This window comes from Streptomyces sp. NPDC048590 (assembly GCF_043199535.1).
Classification (GTDB): Bacteria; Actinomycetota; Actinomycetes; order Streptomycetales; family Streptomycetaceae; genus Streptomyces.
The window spans coordinates 422,130-441,213 of record NZ_JBICWC010000007.1 but is presented as its reverse complement, the minus strand read 5'-3'; the positions used below and the strand labels follow the sequence as shown (position 1 = coordinate 441,213).

Sequence of the window (19,084 nt, the reverse complement as noted above, 5' to 3'; positions counted from 1 at the left end):
TTCCTCAGCCCGCCGCCGGTGGCCCGGCGAGCCTGACCGGAGTGGCCAGATGCTCCCCGACGCGCTTGACCAGGCGCGCCATCTCGTAGGCCACCAGGCCGATGTCGGCCAGCGCCGTGCTCAGAACGGTGAGGCAGGAGCCGTCCCCGGCTGCGACGACGAAGAGGAAGCCGCCGTCCATCTCGACCATGGTCTGGCGTACGCCGCCGACCCCGAAGTGCCTGCCTGTTCCCTTCGCCAGGCTGTTGAAGCCCGATGCCACTGCTGCGAGGTGTTCGGCGTCCTCGCGGCTCAGTGCGTCGGACGCGCCCACGGCGAGCCCGTCGTTGCTCAGGACGACGGCGTGGCGGATCTCGGTGACGCGTGCGACCAGGTCGTCGAGGAGCCAGTCGAGTTCACCGGAGCGGCTGGACGCCCTTCCGGACCTCTGGTTCACGATCATGCCGGGTCTCCTTCGGTGTGCGGGCTTACGGGTGCCGTGGCAGCGGATGCCGTGCGTGGCCGGGTGCCGTCCCCGGGCAAGGCGCCTCCTCCGCGCACCCACCCGTCGCGGTAGGCGGTCATTCGGGCGCGCGCCACTTCGGGCGTGCGTTCGGCCGGTGTGCCCGGCTCCCCCTGATTCGGACAGGTCTCCTCCGAGCGCCGTTGTTCACGGAGTTGCGGGACGAGACTGGCCTGACGGATCCGACGGGGCAGGGGACCGTCGTCCTCGGCGGGGCGCGCATGCCGGTGTATCGGGGTCACGGGCTGGGCCGGCCGGGGCCTCGTCGGTTCGCCGGACGGTTGCCGCGCTTCGCGCGGTTCGAGGGCAGGGACGGCGACAGGTGCGGGGAACGCGGTGGCGCGTGGGTCAGCCGCGGAGCCGCGGCCCTCCCTGACCACGGCCGTCGTGACCTCCTCCGTGTCGGACACCGGGGTCGAGCCCTCAGGGGGACCGACACGCAGCAGCGCGGTCGGAAGGAGCACCACGGCGGTCGTTCCGCCGTAGGCGGAGGTCCGCAGGTGGACCTTGATCTGGTGGCGGGCGGACAGCCTGCTGACCACGAAGAGGCCGAGGCGGTCGCTGTCGAAGAGATCGAGCGTGTCGGACTGCGCGACACGCCGGTTGGCCTCGTCCAGGAGCTCCTTGCCCATCCCGAGGCCCCGGTCCTCGATCTCCAGGGCGTACCCGTTGCCCACCGGTTCGCCGCTGATCCGCACCTTGGTGTGGGGCGGGGAGAACTGTGCGGCGTTCTCGACGAGTTCGGCCAGCAGGTGGGTGAGGTCGGCGACCGCCACGCCCTTGACCGCGGCGTCCGGCAGCGGCCTCACCTCGACCCGTGCGTAGTCCTCGATCTCGGAGACCGCCGCGCGCACGACGTTGGTGAGGGGCACAGGCATCCGCCAGGCGCGTCCGGGGGCCGCGCCCGAGAGGATGATCAGGCTCTCCGCGTGTCTGCGCATGCGGGTGGTGAGGTGGTCGAGGCGGAAGAGGTCGCCGAGTTCGCCCGGGTCGTCGGCGCGCCGTTCCATGCCGTCGAGGAGGGCCAGTTGGCGGTGGACGAGGACCTGGCTGCGCCGTGCCAGGTTGACGAACACACCGGAGATGCCTCCGGCCAGTTCGGCGCGTTCCACGGCCGCGTCGAGCGCCGCGCGGTGCACGGAGTCCAGGGCTTCGCCCACCTGCCCGATCTCGTCGTGCGACGTGCGGCCCAAGGGTGCCTCCGCCCGTACGTCGATCTCCTCCCCGGCACGCAACCTGCGCATGGCATGGGGAAGTTTGTGCCGCGCGATCTCCAGGGCACTGTCCCGGAGGCCGACGAGCTCGACGACGAGCGCCCGGCCGATCCGGACGGAGATCAGCAGTGAGGCGGCCACGGCGAGGAATCCGAGGAGTACGGCCGCGCCGGAAGGGCTGAACAGCGCGTGGGTGAAGGGGCCGGCGTCGTCGGCTGCGCGGGCCTCGGACTCCCGCCCGACGGAACGCAGTTCCTTCTGGACGGCTCTGGCATCACGCTCCCAGTCCTCCGCGGAGACGGCTGCCGCCGCGCGGCGGCCGGGCGGTGCGGCCAGCACCGCGTCCTCGGCCGCCTGGAGCCTTCGGTAGGCGCCGCTGCCGGCGAGTCCGCGCCATGCCGCCCGTCCGGCGCCGGGCACATCGGCCCCAGCCGCTTCGGCCAGCACGCGGCGGCTCGCCACGGACGCGGCGAAGAAGCCCAGTTGCTCATCGTTCATGGTGCCGGTCAGGGTGGCGGAGGCGAGCAGGGACTCCTCGCGGGCCAGCATCTCCCCGCTGCGGGTCAGTTCGAGCAGGACGCGGGCGCTGGAGCCGGTGCCGGATTCCCGGGCCCCGCTCAGGGCCCCGGGGACTCCGAGCGCGGCCTCGATGGCCTCGGTGTAGCGGGTGTAGGCGGTGTCCGTACCCGTCGACGCGCCTTTGTCCGCACCCCGCGCTTCCAGGAGCCGGGTGCGCAGAGGGCGCAGGTCCCGCGTGCGGTCCAGGAAAGAGGTGAGCCGGGCGGCCGCCTCGGCCGGGAGGAAACCCGCGTCCGCGACGCTGTGGTCCTCTCCCAGCCGCAGGGCGTCCAGCGCGGCATCCGTCCGGGTCACCCGTTGTTCGAGTTCGGCGGCGTGGTCGTCGCCCGGTTCGGCCTGCTGTCGCGCAGCGGCGGTGCGTTCGCCCTGCAGCGCCTCGACGGCGGAGGCGACGGGTGCCAGGACCGTGTTCTCCACGCGCTGGGCATCACGCCCGCGAGCCACGTCCTGGGCGGTGGTCACGGTGGCGAAGCCCCACAGTGCCAGCAGGGAGACGACCGGGACCATCAGCAAGGAGATGATCTTCGCCCGCACCGTCCTGGGGCGCAGCGAGGCGTGGGTCGGCGTGAGCTCGGCGGCCGCGTACGGCTCCTGCCCGGGGCCTGGGCCCTCGTCCGCCGGCGGTCCGGCGTGCGCGCGTCGGCCGCGCGGCTGGGTCACGGACCCGTCGGCAGGTGAGCCGGGATCCGGGGTCGTGGTGCGGGATGTGCGCATGGCCTCCTCGTTCCGGATGGGGAGCGCTCTGCCCCGGAAGCTGTCTGCTGGACGGCCCGGCGCGGGGCCTGTGGTGCTCAGGAGGCCACGGCCCTCTCACGCCGAGCGAGAACCCCGCCCGGAGCGGACGGCCCGGCCTCGGCCGGGTGCGACCTCGCGGCCGGGGAAAGAGCGACGAATGCCGAGGTGAGGAAGAGGTACGAGCCGAGCCCCACGGCGAGCGGGAAGATGAACTGCATCACCGTGGCCCCGGGCAGGGCGGCTCCGGACGGCGCGACCCGGACACCGACGGCGAGCATCCCGGTGTAGTGCATGCTGCTCACCGCCGCGCCCATGACGAGGGAGGCGAGAACCACGGCCCCGGGCGACTTGATGTTGAGGGCCGCCCACAGGGCGGCGGTGGCCGCGACGACCGCGATGCCGACGGAGGCCGCGACGAGCGGCGGGTCGTAGGTGACGGTGCCGTGGAGCCTCAGGGCCGCCATACCCAGGTAGTGCATGCTGGCGACGCCGAGACCGGTGGTGAGGCCCCCGGCGAGCAGGGCGGCGGAGCGGTTGCGGCCGTAGCCGACCGTGAAGACCCCCGCCCCCACGACCAGCATCGCGACCAGGAGGCTGAGGAGGGTGAGCGGCACGTCGTACCGGATGTCGGTGCCGGTGACCCCGAAGCCGAGCATGGCGACGAAGTGCATCGTCCAGATCCCGGTTCCGAGGGCGGATGCCGCGGTGAGCAGCCAGTTCCGGCGCGAGCGGCCATGGGCCCCGAGCGCGCGAACGGTACAGCGCAGCCCGAGGGCGGCGCCGATCGAAGCCATCGCGTACGACAGCACGGGGGTAAGCCAGCCGAAGGTGGCGTGGTCCAGGTGTCCCATGGGTCCGGGAGCCTGCCCTCCGCGAAGCGCACGACAAGGGCATATTTCGAAAGGTGTTGGGAGATGACAGAGAGAGGCGCCCGATCGATCGGCATGCGTTCGAACGAGTGCACCGCTTCATAGCGTTTCGTTCGGGTTCGGGCTGCGCGATCATGTCTCCCATGGCCGAAGATGACACGCACGTACAGGACTTCTTCACTCCGCGCGCGGCGGGCTGGGACAGCCGGTTTCCCGACGACGGGCCTGCCTACGCCGCCGCGGTGGCCGAGCTCGGGCTCCGGCCCGGTGACACCGTGCTCGACGCGGGGTGCGGAACGGGGCGTGCGATGCCGGCCCTGCGCACGGCGGTGGGAACCGGCGGCCGCGTGATCGGCGCCGATCTGACGCCCGCCATGCTGGACGCCGCCCGGGGCGCGGGCAGGCATGCCTGTGGTGCACTGCTGCTGGCGGACGTCGGACGGCTCCCGCTGCGTACCGGAGCCCTGGACGCCGTGTTCGCGGCCGGACTGATCTCGCATCTCCCGGATCCGGCACGGGACTTGCGGGAGCTGGCACGCGCGGTTCGCCCCGGCGGCCGGCTGGCCCTGTTCCATCCGGTCGGCCGTGCCGTTCTCGCGGCGCGGCACGGCCGGTCTCCGGCCGAGGACGATCTCAGGGCGGAGCCCCGTCTCACCCCGCTGCTGGCTCGGGCGGGCTGGCGCAGGACCGCTTACATCGACGAGGAGAGCAGGTTCCTGGTGCTGGCCGTGCGTACCGGCTGAGCCGCGCACCGGCAGGCGTGTCGCCTCGGCCGGCGGCTGACTGCCGACTCAGGGCCGGCTGAGTCGCGCGGGAGGCGTGCCGGGCTGTGGAGTCTGCCGGCGGTTCAGTCGGCGGACGCACCGGTCGAACGCCGGTGCGGTACGGGGCAGCCTCCGACACCTGGCGTGGGGAACGTGCCGAGGTCCGCGACGTCGTACCCCTGCGGATAGCCCTTGATCTCAGGGTTCTGGCGGGCGTAGTGGGGTGTGGTGCGCGGAGGCAGGAGTCGCACGGCACGTGCCCTCAGCCGCAGCGCTCCACGGGTCAGGCCGCGGGTCACCCGTCCGGGGTGGTCGTAGCGGAAAGCGCGCAACAGCGAGTCGTCGAGAAGCGCGAGGCTCGCCCGGCGCACGACGGGGGCGAGCGGGCGCGGGTACCACGAGCCCATCAGCGCCAGTGTGGCGTCGGAGACGGCTCGCGCGCCTGCGTCCCAGCCGAAGTGCTCGTCCTCGTAGTCGTCCAGGAACCGCTCGAAGTCGTCGTACGTCGTCGGCAGGTCCTGGATACCCATCCGGGCACCGAGCGTGCGGTAGTACGCGGCGAACGCCCGGAGTTCGTGGTCCGAGAGTTTCCGCCAGCCGTAGACGTCGAGCCAGCGCTTGGGGGTGACGACGAAGGTGCACAGGACGTAGCGCATGTCGTCGTTGCTGATGTCGTAGCTGCGGTGCATCGCGTTGATCCGCCGGATGGCGGTGCGGCCCCGCTCGCCCTCGAAGCCGTGCTCGACGACGGCGTCGAGAAGCAGTGCGGTGTCGTCGTATCTCTTCTGTGAACGTTCTGTCAGTTCCGCCGTCTCCGCCAGCAGTCGGCCGATGCTGGGTACCGCGTAGGTGCGGTACAGGGCGAGTTCGAGGGCGCGGGTGATGTCCCAGGGGAATTCACAGGTCACGGTGAGCCGGTAGATCTCCAGGAAGTCCCTCTCGGGGTCCAGGCGCTGGATCTCCTTCAGCCGCTCGTACCTCTTCGTCATGCTGTCCCCCTCGTCGGCCGGAGTCACAACCCTACGGCGGCCGGCCGGTCGGGCACCATGGTGCGAGGGGCGCGTCGGCCTGCCCGTCCGGAGGTCGGGGCCTTCTCCGCCGGCACGTCTTCCCTTGTCAGGGCCTCGACGGGAGGGTTACCCAGTAGTTAAGGTGCGCCGACGGACCAAGCGATCTGGGATGAGGATGGGTGCTGTGGCTGGGACGGACGACACGGTCGCCGAGGACGACGCGCTCTTTGTGCTGACCGCGGTGCTGCTGACTCCCGCGCAGTTCCCCAGCGTGCTCGGCGACGACTACGTGGCTTCCTGCGAGGCCCTGGGGCTGGAGCCCTACGCGGAGGGCTACGGTCTGGTGCTCGGCCAGGACAGCGCCGGCGCCCGGTGGACCGTCGTCGTCGAGGACGTGTCGCTGGTGGCTGTCGCCATCGCCTCGTGGGACTGCGGGATGGAGTACGACCTCTCCCCCGACGACAGGTCGGTGGTCTGCGCCTTGCCCGGGTGGCCTCTGACCCTCGCCGTGTCGGCGCCGGGCGTCCCCGAGCCCCATGACCCGCTGCCCGACCCCGACGAGCCGGGAGACGCCCCCGCGCCCCTGACTCCGCCGGACACCGAGGTCTGGGGGCCCGCGCAGCGACGCCTCGGAGCCGACGAGATAGCGCTCCAGTGGGCCCGATGGCGAGCACAGATCGACGCCGGCACGGAGACCGGGGAAGCCACGCCGGACGGCGACAGCGGTGGGGCGGACGCACCCGAGGCCGTGGCGTCCGGTGAGCACACCGGCGTACGCGACGCGCTCGCCGCCGCACGGGCGTACGTCGACTCCCCGCCTCCACCCGGGAGGATCCGGTCGGCATTCGCGCCGGGTGGAGCGCGTACGTTGCGCGTGGACGGACCGGGCTGGTCCCTGGTGGCGAGGACGGACGACATCGCCTTCGTCCTGCTGGACGAGGAACCGGGCGAGATCATTCCGGTCCACCGCGGACCGGAACTGCCCGGGCTCCTGGAGTCGCTCGACGCTCTGGCGGTCCGCCCTTCCTGACGGGGTTTCTTCCGCAGGGATGGGAGAACCGCCAGGTTGGTCCTACACCCGCTCCAGCGGACGGTGCGGTTCGGCCGGCAGCCGCATCTCGATGACGTCCCCCGGGCGCACCCGTCCGCCCGTGAGGACGACGCCCATGACCCCGGCCTTGCGCACGACGGCGCCGCCGGGCCCGCGCCCCACGACCTCCTTGAGCAGACCGTGCCGGAAGTTGTCGATCTGGAGACAGGGGTTCCGCAGCCCCGTCACCTCGACCACGGCGTCGTTCCCGAGATGGAGCAGCGTTCCGGTGGGCAGGGCCAGGAGGTCGACGCCGGCGGTGGTGATGTTCTCCCCGAGGTCGCCCGGGCCGACCTCGAATCCCGCTGCCCGCAGCTCCGCGAAGAGCTCCTCGTGGATGAGGTGCACCTGACGCAGATTGGGCTGCGTCGGGTCCTGGGCGACGCGGGAGCGGTGCCGGACGGTGACACCGGCGTGGACGTCCCCCTCCACACCGAGCCCGGTCAGGAGGTTGACGCTCTCCCTGTTCGGCTTGGTGAAGGAGTAATCGCCGTTGCTGCTGACTGCTGTGACCGTGCTGTTCAGCGCCCTATCTCCTTACGGCTGATCCTGCGGAGTCTGCGCCTCTGAGACGGGTCGAGCATCAGGTACCCGACGGCTGGTACGCCGATGAGGACCAGTAGCGACCACCAGAATCCGATGAACGGAATCAGGATGACGGCCGCGACGACTCCCCCGATGGCGATCTTTGCACCGTTCGACATGATCCATGCCTCCTTCGCGGCACGAGCCGCTCCTGATGGGAGAACGCCTGTGCGTCCTCATCGGTTCCCCTCCCGTCCGGGGTGCCGGTCGGGGAGACAGTGGGGTGCCGGTCGGGCCTCAGCGCAGGGGTTCGCCGACCTCGTGCATGTACTGGAGGGCCTGTCGGTAGGACTCGACGACGCCCGTCTCGGCGTACGGCATGCCGAGCGACGCGCAGTGCGCCTTCACGAGCGGCTGCGCCAGCCGCAGATGGGGCCTGGGCATGCTCGGGAAGAGGTGGTGTTCGATCTGGTAGTTGAGCCCGCCGAGGAGCCAGTCGGTGACGACGGACCCGCGTACGTTCCGCGAGGTGAGGACCTGTCGCTGGAGGTGGCCCCAGCGGTCTCCGTCCGGGTCGGGCATCTCCATGCCCTTGTGGTTCGGGGCGAAGGCCATGCCCAGGTGGAGTCCGAACAGCGCGTGGTGCACCAGCGCGAAGACGAGGGCCTTGCCCGGGGACATCACCGTCAGGAGCAGCGCGCCGTAGAGGCAGAGATGTGCGGAGAGCAGCACGGCGGACAGGGCGCGCTCACCTGCGGGCTGACGGCGCAGGAACTGGAAGCCGTAGATCTTGAGCGCGATGCCTTCGAGCAGCAGCATCGGGAAGAACAGGCGGGCCTGGTTGCGGGTGAGCCACCGGGCGAAGCCCTGCCTCCGGACGGCCTGCCGCTGGGTCCACACCAGAGCGCCGACCCCGACGTCGGGGTCCTTGTCCACGTGGTTGGGGTTCGCGTGGTGACGTACGTGCTTGTCGTTCCACCAGGCCTCGTTCATCCCGAGGAGCAGGTTGGCGTGCAGGAGGGCGAGGATCCTGCCGGACCTGCGGTCGCCCGTTATCTGGGTGTGGCCGGCGTCGTGCCCGAAGAAGGCGGTCCTGGTCCACAGGAGGGCGAACGGCAGGGTGAGGAGCAGGTTCCACCAGGTGTCCCCGAGGAGCGCGATCGCGGTGATCACGCCCCCGAGGGCCAGCAGATTGACGGTGATCCCCACCGCGTACCAGCCGGTGCGGAACTCCAGGAGGCCCTGCCCCCTGACGGCTCTCAGGAGCGGGGCGAAATCACTGCCGGAGGGCTGAGGCCTCGCAGATTCCCCCGGTCCGTCAGGAGTCTCGTGCGCGACGGTGGCTGCTGCGGCCTGGGGCATGGCGTCTCCGGTCTGTGGGCTTCCGCGCTGGTCCTGTGAAGGTACGAAGAGCGGGCCCGCGGCAGCCATGGCGCTCTCACCCCGGTCGTGCGGGGGGATTCCCCCGGGTCCGGCGGTGGTGCGGGCCGCACCCCTCCGTTCGGAAGGCGGCTCGGAAAGCGGTACGAGCGGGCCGGCTGGGTGTCCCCGGGCCCGCCGGGGATGAGGTACCCTCGGCGGCCCCGAGCTCACTAGTCAAATTTGAGGAATCCGGCATAGCTGTGCACAGGCTCCCAGCGGCAACACTCGACGACATCCACGAACTGTCCCGCTGCTCCGTGGTCCTCCTCCCCGGGGATCCGGCCCGAACCGGCAGGGTCGCGTTCCGGAACGCGAACGGCGGCCCTCCACCTGGCGCTCCGGGAACCCTCACCGAACTGACCGTCGCGGACGACGGCGGCCGTCCGCGGACCGTTCGCGCCCTGACGATGCCCGTGAGCGACGCCCTGCCGGTACTGACGCGGGCGCGGCTGTATCCGGACGCCTCACCGTCCGCCGCCTTCTGGGGTACGGCCGGGCTGCTGGCGCTTCAGCTCGTCGCCCGTGGACTGCTCCTGCCCGGACTGAGCCCCACCGATCAGGACGCCTGGCGTGCGGGGCCGCTGTCCGCCGAGGACATGGACCGTGTCCGGGTCCTGGCCGCGTCGATGCCGCCCGAGGCGCACGCCGTTCCGCTCGGCGTGGCGTCGGACCCGCTGATGCTGCCCGAACCGGAGTCGCTGCTGCGGTCGTTCCTCGACGCGGTGGCCGACGGTCTGCCGCGCACCCCGGCCGCCCGGTCCGTCACGGGTGCACCGGCATTCGCCGTACGCGCCCCGCAGCACCGTCCGGGGCTGCGGACGTGGGCCGCCGGCGTTGCGGCCGGGCATGACGCCGGTGTGCGCCTCTCCCTCCGGGTCGACGTGCTCGGACTCGACGGCCCGGAGGGGGCGAACGGCTCCGGCCGCGCCCCGTCCTTCCGCGTTGTCCTGCAGCTCCACAGCGTGCGGGATCCCGCCCTGGTGGCCGACGCGGCGGACGTCTGGGCCGGCCGCTCCCCCGCCGGAGCGGCGCTCGGCCCTCAGGCCCGTATGGACGCCTTGCCGGCGCTGCGGCGCGCCGCCCGCGCCTGGCCGCCGCTCGGCCGCCTGCTGTCGGCGGCGGTTCCCGACGCCGTCGAGCCGGACGACGAGGAGATCGCCGAGCTGCTCGGGCCGGCCGCTCGAGCCCTGGCGGCGACGGGCGTGCAGGTGCACTGGCCGAAGCAGCTGCTCCCGGAACGGCTGACCGAACACGCCGTGATCGGCCCCCGGGACGGTGGTGCCGCGGGCCCGCCCTCGTTGCTCTCGTCGGACGCGGTGCTGGCGTTCGACTGGTCCTTCACCCTGGGCGATCACCGCCTCACCCGCGCGGAGCTGGACGAGCTGGCGGAGGCGGGCAGACCTCTGGTCAGGCTGCGCGACAGGTGGGTTCTCGTCGACCCGGCGGACACCGCGCGCGCCCGCCGGACCCGCGACCGGACGGTCGCCCCGGTCGACGCCCTCGGCGCCGTGCTCACCGGATCCACCGAGATCGACGGACGCAGGGTGCCGGTGACCGCGGCGGGGTGGCTGGAACAGCTGCGCGCCCGGATCACCGCCCCGGAGCAGGACCGGCACCGGACGGTGCGACAGCCCGAGGCACTGGCCGCCCGTCTGCGCGACTACCAGCTGCGTGGCCTGAACTGGCTGGACACGATGACCTCGCTGGGTCTCGGCTGCTGCCTCGCCGACGACATGGGGCTCGGCAAGACCATCACCCTGATCGCCCTTCATCTGCACCGGCACGGCGCCGATCCGGCCACCGGGCCCACTCTGGTGGTGTGCCCGGCCTCGCTGATGGGCAACTGGCAGCGGGAGATCGGGAAGTTCGCTCCGGGTACGCCGGTCCGTCGCTTCCACGGCGTCTCACGCTCGCTCGACGACCTGGCGGGGAACGAGTTCGTCCTCACCACGTACGGGACGATGCGCCTGGACGCGGCCCGTCTGGCCGGGACGCCCTGGGACATGGTCGTCGCCGACGAGGCTCAGCACGTGAAGAACCCCCATGCGGCGACCGCGAGGCAGCTGCGCACCATCGGGGCGCGGGCCCGCGTCGCTCTCACCGGGACACCGGTGGAGAACAACCTCTCCGAGCTGTGGGCGATCCTCGACTGGGCGACCCCGGGTCTGCTCGGGAGGCTCGGAACCTTCCGGACGCGCTTCGCGAACGCGGTGGAGGGCGGCGGCGATCCGGCGGCGGCCGAGCGGCTCGCCGCACTGATCGGTCCGTTCCTGCTGCGACGCCGCAAGTCCGACCCCGGCATCGCCCCGGAGCTGCCTCCGAAGACCGAGACGGATCGCGCGGTGTCCCTCACACCAGAGCAGGCCGGTCTGTACGAGGCCGTGGTCCGCGAGACACTCGACGAGATCGATGGCGCCGACGGCTTCGCCCGGCGCGGGCTGGTGATGAAGCTGCTGACGGCGCTCAAACAGATCTGCAACCACCCGGCGCAGTACCTCGCCGAGGAGGACCCCCGGATCGCCGACCGTTCGGGCAAGCTCGAGCTGCTGGACGAACTGCTGGACACGATCCTGGCCGAGGGGGCGAGCGTACTGGTCTTCACCCAGTACGTCCGGATGGCACGGCTACTGGAACGGCACCTGGCCGCGCGCGGTATCCGTACGCAGTTCCTCCACGGCGGCACTCCGGTCGCCGAACGTGAGGCGATGGTGGACCGCTTCCAGGCGGGCGACACTCCCGTGTTCCTGCTCTCGCTCAAGGCGGCCGGGACGGGACTCAACCTCACCCGGGCCGGTCACGTCGTGCACTTCGACCGCTGGTGGAACCCGGCTGTGGAGGCGCAGGCCACCGACCGGGCCTACCGGATCGGTCAGACGCAACCGGTGCAGGTGCACCGGCTGATCGCCGAGGGCACCGTCGAGGACAAGATCGCCGAGATGCTGGTCCGCAAGCAGGGACTCGCGGACGCGGTGCTCGGCAGCGGCGAGGCCGCGCTCACCGAACTGACCGATGCGGAGCTGGCCGACCTGGTCGAGCTGCGAGGGGGATCGCGATGAACGCACCTGACGGACCCGAGCGCACCTTCGCCGCGCTTCCGCCCGCGCAGGGCCGGGGCTTCGCCTCGTCCTGGTGGGGCAGGGCGTGGCTGAAAGCCCTGGAGGACACGGCGCTCGACGGTCAGCAGCTCAAGAAGGGCCGACGGCTCGCGCGGGAGGGCCGGGTAGGCGCCACGTCCGTGCGTCCGGGCCGTCTCACGGCCGTCGTCCATGATCCCGACTCGACTTCCTACCGCACCGATGTGCTGGTCCAAGAGCTGGGCGAGGACGAATGGGACCGCTTTCTGGACGTGGCGTCCCGGAGTTCCGGCCACATCGCCGCGCTCCTGGACCGTGAGATGCCCGCGCATCTGGTGGAGGACGCGGCGGCCGCCGGATGCGACCTGCTGCCCGGAATCGGTGATCTGGAACCCGAGTGCGGGTGCGAGGCCTGGGACCACTGCCCGCACACCGGCGCCCTCTGCTACCAGGTGGCACGGCTCCTGGACCAGGATCCGTTCGTACTGCTGCTGTTGCGGGGACGGGACGAACGGTGGCTGCTGGAGCGGATACAGGAGCGGAGCGCCAAGCGCGCCGCACCCGGGGAACCCGCCGGTGCGCCGGCGCCGCAGGGAGTACGGGCCGACGAGGCTTTCGCCGCCAGGGACATCCTTCCTCCCCTTCCCCCTGTTCCGGCTCTCCCGGAGGAACCCGGTGCCCCGCCGTCGCTGGACGCCTCCGCGGAGCCGGAGCAGGGGACCGATCCCACCGCGCTGGAATTCCTCGCGGCGGACAGCGCCGTCCGGGCACTCGCGATGCTGACGGAAGCCCTGACGCCCGGTCATGAACTGCGGCCGCCGATGGCGGAGCTGACCGTGGCACAGGACGCCGTCCGGCTGGCCGCCGACGGCCGTGCCGACACCGGACTCGCGGTGCGCCTCGCCGGGGCCGCCGGACGCGGACCCGGCGACTTCGGGATCGCCGTGCGGGCCTGGCGGTCCGGCGGGGCGCCCGCACTCGAGGTGTACGACGAGCAGTGGCTGCCCGGCGATGTGGCGCTCGCCCGCGCACGGACCCAGCTCGCCGCGGCCTGGGACGAGGGCGAAACCCCGGAGTTCCAGGTGACCGGCAACCGCTGGACCCTGGCGGGAACCGATGCTCAGCTCCGCCTCGGGAGGGACGGCCGGTGGTGGCCGTACGCCAGGGAGGGAACCCTCTGGGCGCCGGCCGGTCCGGCCGAACGCGATCCGGCGGCGGCGCTGGCCTGCGTCCGGTCGACCGCCTGACCTCCGGGCCGTCTTCGTCGTAGCGGAGGCGGGGAGGGAACCACGGGGCGGCGACACGCGTGTTGAGCCGGGACCGGACCGGCTCAGGATTCAGGAGTGCCCCATGCGACGCAGGCGGATTCTTCACGGTGCCGCGGTCACGGCCGCCGCGGCTCTCCTCCCCGCCTCCGTCCGCGCCGTGGCCTCCCCCGCGGCGGCCACCGACTACCCGGACGCACAGTGGCAACCGGCATCGGCGTCCAACTGGACCCCGTCGCGGGGATCTTCGCCCCGTCGGGTGGATCTGGTCGTGATCCATGTGGCCCAGCAGGCGTTCACCGAGACGGTCGGCATCTTCCGGAACGCGGCGAAGAAGGTGTCCGCCCACTACGTGGTGCGCTCGGGAGACGGCTTCGTGGCCCAGTGCGTACGGGAGGACGGCATCGCCTGGCATGCGGGGAACTGGGAGTACAACGCCCGCAGCATCGGGATCGAGCACGAGGGCTGGATCGACGAGCCCGGCTACTTCACGCCCGTGATGTACGAGCGTTCGGCGCTGCTGACGGCCGGCATCTGCGAGCGGTACGGCTTGCCCAAGGACCGGGCGCACATCATCGGTCACCACGAGGTGCCCGGCAGCGACCACACCGATCCGGGGGATTCCTGGGACTGGGACCGCTACATCCGCCTGGTGAACGCGGCCTGAGCCTGGGACCACCGGGCCCGTGGTCAGAGTGGTCCGTCCTCGCCTCCGGGTCTGCGCTGCGGTGCCCCTGCCCCGCCCGGTCCCGCGGTCCGGCCCTCGGCGCCCGGCGGGGGTGTCTCGTCCGCACCGGCCATGGGCTGCGCCATCGCCCCGTCGCCTCGCAGGCGTTCGAGGTCGGAGGCGCGTACCTGGATGACGAAGAGAGCGATCAGCGCGGCGACCACGGCGAGAACGGCAGCGGCGACGAAGGCACTGGACACCCCTGAAGCAAGGACCTGATCGCCCCAGGGTGAGGGAAGCTCGCCGGTCCTGCGGAACTCCAGCTGTTGGGCGGGGGTGGCCTCGGCCATGAAGCGGGGGAACTGCTTCTCGGCCTCGTTGCGGCTGGCCGTGCCGAAGATGGTGACGAGGATGGAGAGGCCCAGCGAACCGCCCACCTGCTGGGTGGCGTTCAGCACTCCGGACGCGGCACCCGCCTCGCGCGACGCCACACCCGACACCGCCATCAGGGTCAGCGACACGAACTGCATGCCCATGCCGAAGCCGAACACCAGGATGGGTCCGAGGATGCTTCCGAGGTAGCTGCTGTCCACGTCGGTCAGGGTGAGCCAGCCCAGCCCCGCCGCCGCGAAGACCGCGCCCGAGACCATGAAGGGCTTGGGCCCCCATCTGGGCAGCAGCTGGGAAGCGATTCCCGCGCTGACGGCGATGATCGCACTGACCGGAAGGAAGGCCAGCCCGGCCCGTAGCGGGCTGAAGTCGAGGATGTTCTGGACGAAGAGGGTCAGGAAGAAGAACATCCCGAACATCGCGGCGGCCAGACTCAGCATGATTCCGTAGGTGCCGGCCCGGTTGCGGTCCCGGAACATCCCCAGTGGGGTGATCGGCTGTTTCGATCCGCGCTCCACGGCCAGGAAGGCGGCGAGGAAGAAGACGGCCGCGACGAAGGCGCCGATGGTCAGGCCGTCGCTCCAGCCGTCCTCGGACGCCCTGATGAAGCCGTACACGAGCAGCACCATGCCGAGCGTCGACGTGAGTGCGCCGAGGAGGTCGAAGTGGCCCGGGTGCCGTTCGGACTCCTTGATGAACCGCGGTGTCGCGAAAGCGATCAGAAGCCCGATGGGCACGTTGACGAACAGCACCCACCGCCAGTCGAGCCACTCCACCAGCACACCGCCGGCCAGCAGTCCGATGGCGCTGCCACCCGCGGACACCGCGGCGAAGACCCCGAACGCCCGGTTGCGCGCCGGGCCTTCGTCGAAGGTCGTGGTGATGAGGGAGAGCGCCGTGGGCGAGGCGATGGCCCCGCCCACGCCTTGGAGCGCACGGGCCGCGAGCAGTTGCCACGACTCCTGCGACAGCCCGCCCAGCAGGGAGGCGATCACGAAGAGCAGTACGCCGAAGATGAAGACCCTCCGGCGCCCGAGGATGTCGCCCAGCCTCCCGCCCAGCAGGAGCAGCCCGCCGAAGGTCAGGGTGTAGGCGTTGATCACCCACGACAGACTCTCTGTCGAGAAGCCCAGCGAGGTCTGGATGTGCGGCAGGGCGATGTTCACGATGGTGATGTCGAGGACCACCATCAGCTGACACGAACAGATGATCAGCAGCGCGATGCCGTTGCCGCGGCCCCGCTGCGGGGAGGCGACAACCGGCGCGGAATTCGCTCGGGAAGATGTCATAGGCCTGCGTGCCATCGAGTCGGCAGTGGGGACAGACGGTGAACGGAGAACGTTCACTCATCGACGTTAGGGCGGACCTGGGGGGACCGCCAATCGATCACACGCGGGCCGTGCGGCACCTCGACGGGATGCCGGCCGGAGGGAATTCACCCTTTCGGCCGTCCGGTTCCCGCACGCGGGGGACCGTCACGTGCACAGTCGTAGACATGAGCGACAGCCGTGGCACTCAGGGGCCCGAAGAGGAAGACCTCGCGCCGGCCGGTACCGACGACACGACGGTGGAGGCCCTCGGCGCGCTGTCGGAGGCGCTGGAGACGGTGGAGCGCGCCCGCGGCCAGCTCTACGGGTTCCATCAGCTGACGGGTGGCGCGGACCTGACGCTGGACCGCGCGGTCGAGCTGCTCCGGATGGCCGGCCACGCGGCCCACGCCGATCTGGTGCAGCGCGAGATCGTGGGCCGCAACGTCGTTCCCGACCGCTGGACCTTCCAGCTGGTCGAGGAGTACGACGACACCTACTACCGGCCGTTCGTCGAGGTCGAGGAACGTCTGCGCCGCGAGCTCGCCGGAGGCCGGCGCCACCTCTACGAGGCCGCGATGAAGGAAGCCCGCCGGACGCACGGCCACCCCCAGCACACCGCACGGCCCTGACATGGACCCGGCACACGCCCTGCGGAGGATCGCCTTCCTGCTGGAGCGGTCCCAGGCGGCCACGTACCGCGTCAAGGCGTTCCGCACCGCCGCCGCGGTCATCGACGCCATGGACCGGCAGGAGGTCGCCGAGCGGGCCGCGCACGGGTCGCTGGAGACCGTGCGCGGCATCGGACCGAAGACGGCCAGGGTGATCCGTGAAGCATGGGAAGGGGCGACGCCCGGCTACCTCGAGTCACTGGAGGAGGAGGCGTCGGCCGTGCCCGCGCTGGGTGGTCAGGAGCTCCTGGCCGAGATCCGCGGTGACTGCCATCTGCATTCGGACTGGTCCGACGGGGGCAGCCCGATCGAGGAGATGGGCAGGACGGCCGCCGGACTGGGCCACGAATGGGCGGTGCTCACGGACCACTCCCCCAGGCTGACCGTGGCCAACGGCCTCTCCACCGAGCGGCTGCTGGATCAGCTGGCCGTGGTGGCCGAGCTCAACACCCGGTGGGCGCCCTTCCGTCTGCTCACCGGAATCGAGTGCGACATCCTTCCCGACGGTTCGCTCGATCAGGATCCCGCGGTGCTGGAACAGCTCGACGTGGTGGTCGTCTCGGTCCACTCGAAGCTGCGCATGGACAGCGCGGCCATGACCAAGCGGATGGTCGCCGCCGTGCGCGATCCGAACGCCGACATCCTCGGGCACTGCACGGGGCGGCTGCTGGGCGGCAAGCCCCGGCCTCACTCGCACTTCGACGCGGACGAGGTGTTCGAAGCTTGCGCCGAGGCCGGGACCGCGGTGGAGATCAACTGCCGTCCGGAGCGGCTCGATCCACCGCGCGACCTGCTCCGCCGGGCGGTCGCCTCGGGCGCGCTCCTCTCGATCGACACCGACGCCCACGCTCCGGGCCAGCTGGACTGGCAGGGGTACGGCTGTGCCCGGGCGCAGGAGTGCGGGGTGCCGGCCGACCGCGTGGTCACCACGTGGACGGCCGAGCGCCTCCTGGCCTGGACCGGCGCGGATGAGTAGGGGCGGAGCGGTCAGGACGAGCCGGTCGGGGACGTCCGGCGTAGAGTCGGTGACGCTGTCCGTGCGACTCCGGGGCACCCGACCGGAGCAGGAGGAACCATGTCGGCTGAACGCACCGGCCCCCGCCTCCCGAGAGCCCGCGGAGCCCTCTCCGACGGGGTGATCGGACATCTGTGCGGCGACGGTCCGCTCCCCGATCCCGGGGACGCCCTGACCGCCGATCCCTACGGCGATGATCTCCAGCTCGCGCTGTACGTCTGCTACGAGATGCACTACCGGGGGTTCGCCGGCGTCCCGGCGGAGCTGGAGTGGGATCCGCCGCTTCTGGCGCGCCGAGCCGTGTTCGAGCAGCGCTTCCTCGACGCCCTGCGGCGGGACGCGCCGGTCGGCGCCCGCCTCGACGACATCGTCGGCGCGCTCCTGACGGAACCGGTGCGAGGCGAAGGCGTCTCGTGGTTCCTCCAGGAGCGGGGGGAACTGCGGCACCTGCGCGCATACGCGCGGCAGCGCTCGCTCTACCACCTCAAGGAGGCCGATCCGCACGCGTGGGTGCTGCCGAGACTCAGCGGCCGTGCCAAGGCCGGTATGGCCGCCGTCGAGTACGACGAGTTCGGCGCGGGCCGGGCCGAGCGGGTGCACGCCCGGCTCTTCGCCGCCCTGATGAGCGACCTGGGACTCGACACCGCTTACGGCCGGTATCTGGACGAGGGCCACGCGCCGATGCTCGCCCTGGTGAACCTGATGTCGCTGTCGGGCCTGCACCGCCGGCTGCGCGGGGTCCTGGTCGGCCATTTCGCCGCGGTGGAGATCACCTCCTCCCCCGCCTCGCGGCGTCTCGCCCACGCCATGGGCCGGGTCGGCGCGGGGCCCGCGGCAGAGTTCTTCTACACGGAACACGTCGAGGCCGACGCGGTCCACGAGCAGGTCGTACGCCGGGACGTGATCGGAGGGCTGCTGGAGGACGAACCGGGCCTCGAAGGCGATGTCGCGTTCGGGATCACCGCCACCTCCTTCCTCGAAGACCGGCTCGGGGAACGGCTGCTGTCGGACTGGCGTGGCTGGGACGACACGGCAACGCGACGCAGCTGAACGCGGAACCCATGGCCCGTCGGACCGAAGGAGGGAGCCGCAGATGTCCGCACTACTGAGCGAGGACACCCGTACGGCCCGCCTGCTGACTCTACCGGGGGTGTACGCACCGCAGCACGACACCCGGCTGCTCATGAGCGCGCTGGACCGGGAGAGCCTCGCACCTGGGAGCGAGGTGCTGGACGTCGGTACGGGCAGCGGGGCGCTGGCCCTGCACGCCGCGCGGCTGGGTGCGCGGGTCACGGCCGTGGACATCGCACGACGGGCGGTCATGACGGCCCGGCTGAACTCGCTGCTGCACGGCCGCCCCGTCACCGTGCGCCGCAGTGACCTCCTGTCGGCCCTGCCCGGCAGGTCCTACGACCTGATCATCTGCAATCCGCCCTACGTGCCCTCGCCAGGGCCGCGCCCGACCGGGCGCGGTGCCGCTCGGGCGTGGGAGGCGGGGCCCGACGGCAGAGCGGTTCTGGACCGGATCTGCCGCGCCGTGCCCGAGGCTCTGCGTCCCGGCGGCCGGTTGCTCCTCGTGCACTCGGGTCTCTGCGACAGCGACATCACTCTCCGCCGCCTCGGTGACGCGGGGCTGCGGGCCCGGGTGAGCGCACGCGCCTCGGTGCCGCTCGGGCCGGTACTGCGCTCCAGACTGCGCTGGCTCCGGGAGACGGGGCTCATGGACGAGGCGGAGACGATGGAGGAACTGGTGGTGGTCCGTGCCGAACGAACCTGAACACCCCTGTCGGATCACCCTGGGGGACGAGGGGCCGCTCCTCGTCCAGGGGCCCGTGGAGGTCACCTGCCCCGACGGCAGCGTGGCGGTCTCCGACCGCTTCGTCGTGGCCGTCTGCCTGTGCCGGCGCAGCCGGATCCAGCCGTGGTGCGACACGAGCCACCGTCGCCGCGCGAAGCCCCGCCGCCCGGACTGAGGTGTCGGCGCA

At 71.7% G+C, this 19,084-nt stretch carries 18 protein-coding genes; 10 read left to right on the top strand and 8 right to left on the bottom strand.

What is annotated here, in order from left to right:
• Nucleotides 1-4: 4 nt before the first annotated feature.
• The 3 genes from ACGFNN_RS22825 to ACGFNN_RS22815 all read right to left on the bottom strand — a co-directional run bounded on the left by ACGFNN_RS22825 (nt 5) and on the right by ACGFNN_RS22815 (nt 3,881).
• On the bottom strand, nt 5-442 hold the full coding sequence (locus ACGFNN_RS22825) for a roadblock/LC7 domain-containing protein (protein ID WP_393558395.1): 438 nt from the start codon (nt 440-442) through the stop codon (nt 5-7).
• Nucleotides 439-3,009, bottom strand: coding sequence for a nitrate- and nitrite sensing domain-containing protein (locus tag ACGFNN_RS22820; protein WP_393558394.1), 2,571 nt, complete (start codon nt 3,007-3,009; stop codon nt 439-441). The genes ACGFNN_RS22825 and ACGFNN_RS22820 overlap by 4 nt, the downstream gene beginning before the upstream one ends.
• Nucleotides 3,010-3,086: 77 nt before the next feature.
• Nucleotides 3,087-3,881: an MHYT domain-containing protein gene (locus ACGFNN_RS22815; protein ID WP_393558393.1), complete on the bottom strand. Its 795-nt coding sequence runs from the start codon at nt 3,879-3,881 to the stop codon at nt 3,087-3,089.
• 161 nt (nt 3,882-4,042) lie between these two features.
• Between ACGFNN_RS22815 and ACGFNN_RS22810 the strand changes: the two genes are divergently transcribed.
• A complete protein-coding gene (locus tag ACGFNN_RS22810) occupies nt 4,043-4,642 on the top strand; it encodes a class I SAM-dependent methyltransferase (protein ID WP_393558392.1) in 600 nt (199 codons plus the stop codon).
• A 104-nt stretch (nt 4,643-4,746) separates the two neighbouring features.
• On the opposite strand, the gene ACGFNN_RS22805 is transcribed toward ACGFNN_RS22810, so the two are convergent.
• Complete coding sequence (locus ACGFNN_RS22805; RefSeq protein WP_393558391.1) at nt 4,747-5,652, bottom strand: oxygenase MpaB family protein; 906 nt, start codon at nt 5,650-5,652, stop codon at nt 4,747-4,749.
• Between the two features lie 205 nt (nt 5,653-5,857).
• Between ACGFNN_RS22805 and ACGFNN_RS22800 the strand changes: the two genes are divergently transcribed.
• Complete coding sequence (locus tag ACGFNN_RS22800) at nt 5,858-6,703, top strand: hypothetical protein (RefSeq protein ID WP_393558389.1); 846 nt, start codon at nt 5,858-5,860, stop codon at nt 6,701-6,703.
• A 42-nt stretch (nt 6,704-6,745) separates the two neighbouring features.
• Here ACGFNN_RS22800 and ACGFNN_RS22795 read toward each other — a convergent pair whose 3' ends face one another.
• The 3 genes from ACGFNN_RS22795 to ACGFNN_RS22785 all read right to left on the bottom strand — a co-directional run bounded on the left by ACGFNN_RS22795 (nt 6,746) and on the right by ACGFNN_RS22785 (nt 8,650).
• Nucleotides 6,746-7,288, bottom strand: a complete 543-nt coding sequence (locus ACGFNN_RS22795) for an MOSC domain-containing protein (protein WP_393558460.1) — start codon at nt 7,286-7,288, stop codon at nt 6,746-6,748.
• Nucleotides 7,285-7,467, bottom strand: coding sequence for a hypothetical protein (locus ACGFNN_RS22790; protein ID WP_362552887.1), 183 nt, complete (start codon nt 7,465-7,467; stop codon nt 7,285-7,287). The genes ACGFNN_RS22795 and ACGFNN_RS22790 overlap by 4 nt, the downstream gene beginning before the upstream one ends.
• A gap of 118 nt (nt 7,468-7,585) precedes the next feature.
• Complete coding sequence (locus ACGFNN_RS22785) at nt 7,586-8,650, bottom strand: acyl-CoA desaturase (RefSeq protein ID WP_393558387.1); 1,065 nt, start codon at nt 8,648-8,650, stop codon at nt 7,586-7,588.
• Between the two features lie 260 nt (nt 8,651-8,910).
• Here ACGFNN_RS22785 and ACGFNN_RS22780 point away from each other — a divergent pair, with 260 nt between their 5' ends.
• The 3 genes from ACGFNN_RS22780 (at nt 8,911) to ACGFNN_RS22770 (ending at nt 13,716) form a co-directional block, all read left to right on the top strand.
• Nucleotides 8,911-11,766, top strand: coding sequence for a DEAD/DEAH box helicase (locus ACGFNN_RS22780; RefSeq protein ID WP_393558385.1), 2,856 nt, complete (start codon nt 8,911-8,913; stop codon nt 11,764-11,766).
• Nucleotides 11,763-13,031 carry an SWF or SNF family helicase gene (locus tag ACGFNN_RS22775; RefSeq protein WP_393558383.1) on the top strand — a complete coding sequence of 423 codons (1,269 nt, stop codon included), beginning with the start codon at nt 11,763-11,765 and terminating at the stop codon, nt 13,029-13,031. The genes ACGFNN_RS22780 and ACGFNN_RS22775 overlap by 4 nt, the downstream gene beginning before the upstream one ends.
• 103 nt (nt 13,032-13,134) lie before the next feature.
• Nucleotides 13,135-13,716, top strand: a complete 582-nt coding sequence (locus tag ACGFNN_RS22770) for an N-acetylmuramoyl-L-alanine amidase (RefSeq protein ID WP_393558382.1) — start codon at nt 13,135-13,137, stop codon at nt 13,714-13,716.
• A gap of 23 nt (nt 13,717-13,739) precedes the next feature.
• Here the strand turns inward: ACGFNN_RS22770 and ACGFNN_RS22765 are convergent, their stop codons facing one another.
• Complete coding sequence (locus tag ACGFNN_RS22765; RefSeq protein WP_393558380.1) at nt 13,740-15,395, bottom strand: MFS transporter; 1,656 nt, start codon at nt 15,393-15,395, stop codon at nt 13,740-13,742.
• A 206-nt stretch (nt 15,396-15,601) separates the two neighbouring features.
• Between ACGFNN_RS22765 and ACGFNN_RS22760 the strand changes: the two genes are divergently transcribed.
• The 5 genes from ACGFNN_RS22760 to ACGFNN_RS22740 all read left to right on the top strand — a co-directional run bounded on the left by ACGFNN_RS22760 (nt 15,602) and on the right by ACGFNN_RS22740 (nt 19,072).
• Complete coding sequence (locus ACGFNN_RS22760) at nt 15,602-16,045, top strand: hypothetical protein (RefSeq protein ID WP_362552868.1); 444 nt, start codon at nt 15,602-15,604, stop codon at nt 16,043-16,045.
• Between the two features lies 1 nt (nt 16,046).
• On the top strand, nt 16,047-17,060 hold the full coding sequence (locus tag ACGFNN_RS22755; protein WP_393558378.1) for a PHP domain-containing protein: 1,014 nt from the start codon (nt 16,047-16,049) through the stop codon (nt 17,058-17,060).
• A gap of 99 nt (nt 17,061-17,159) precedes the next feature.
• Nucleotides 17,160-18,149 (top strand): iron-containing redox enzyme family protein, encoded by a 990-nt coding sequence (locus tag ACGFNN_RS22750; RefSeq protein WP_393558376.1) that lies wholly within the window; start codon nt 17,160-17,162, stop codon nt 18,147-18,149.
• Between the two features lie 43 nt (nt 18,150-18,192).
• Nucleotides 18,193-18,876, top strand: a complete 684-nt coding sequence (locus ACGFNN_RS22745) for a HemK2/MTQ2 family protein methyltransferase (RefSeq protein ID WP_393558374.1) — start codon at nt 18,193-18,195, stop codon at nt 18,874-18,876.
• On the top strand, nt 18,860-19,072 hold the full coding sequence (locus tag ACGFNN_RS22740) for a CDGSH iron-sulfur domain-containing protein (protein WP_362552857.1): 213 nt from the start codon (nt 18,860-18,862) through the stop codon (nt 19,070-19,072). Before ACGFNN_RS22745 ends, ACGFNN_RS22740 begins: the two co-directional genes overlap by 17 nt.
• The last annotated feature ends 12 nt before the right edge of the window (nt 19,073-19,084 follow it).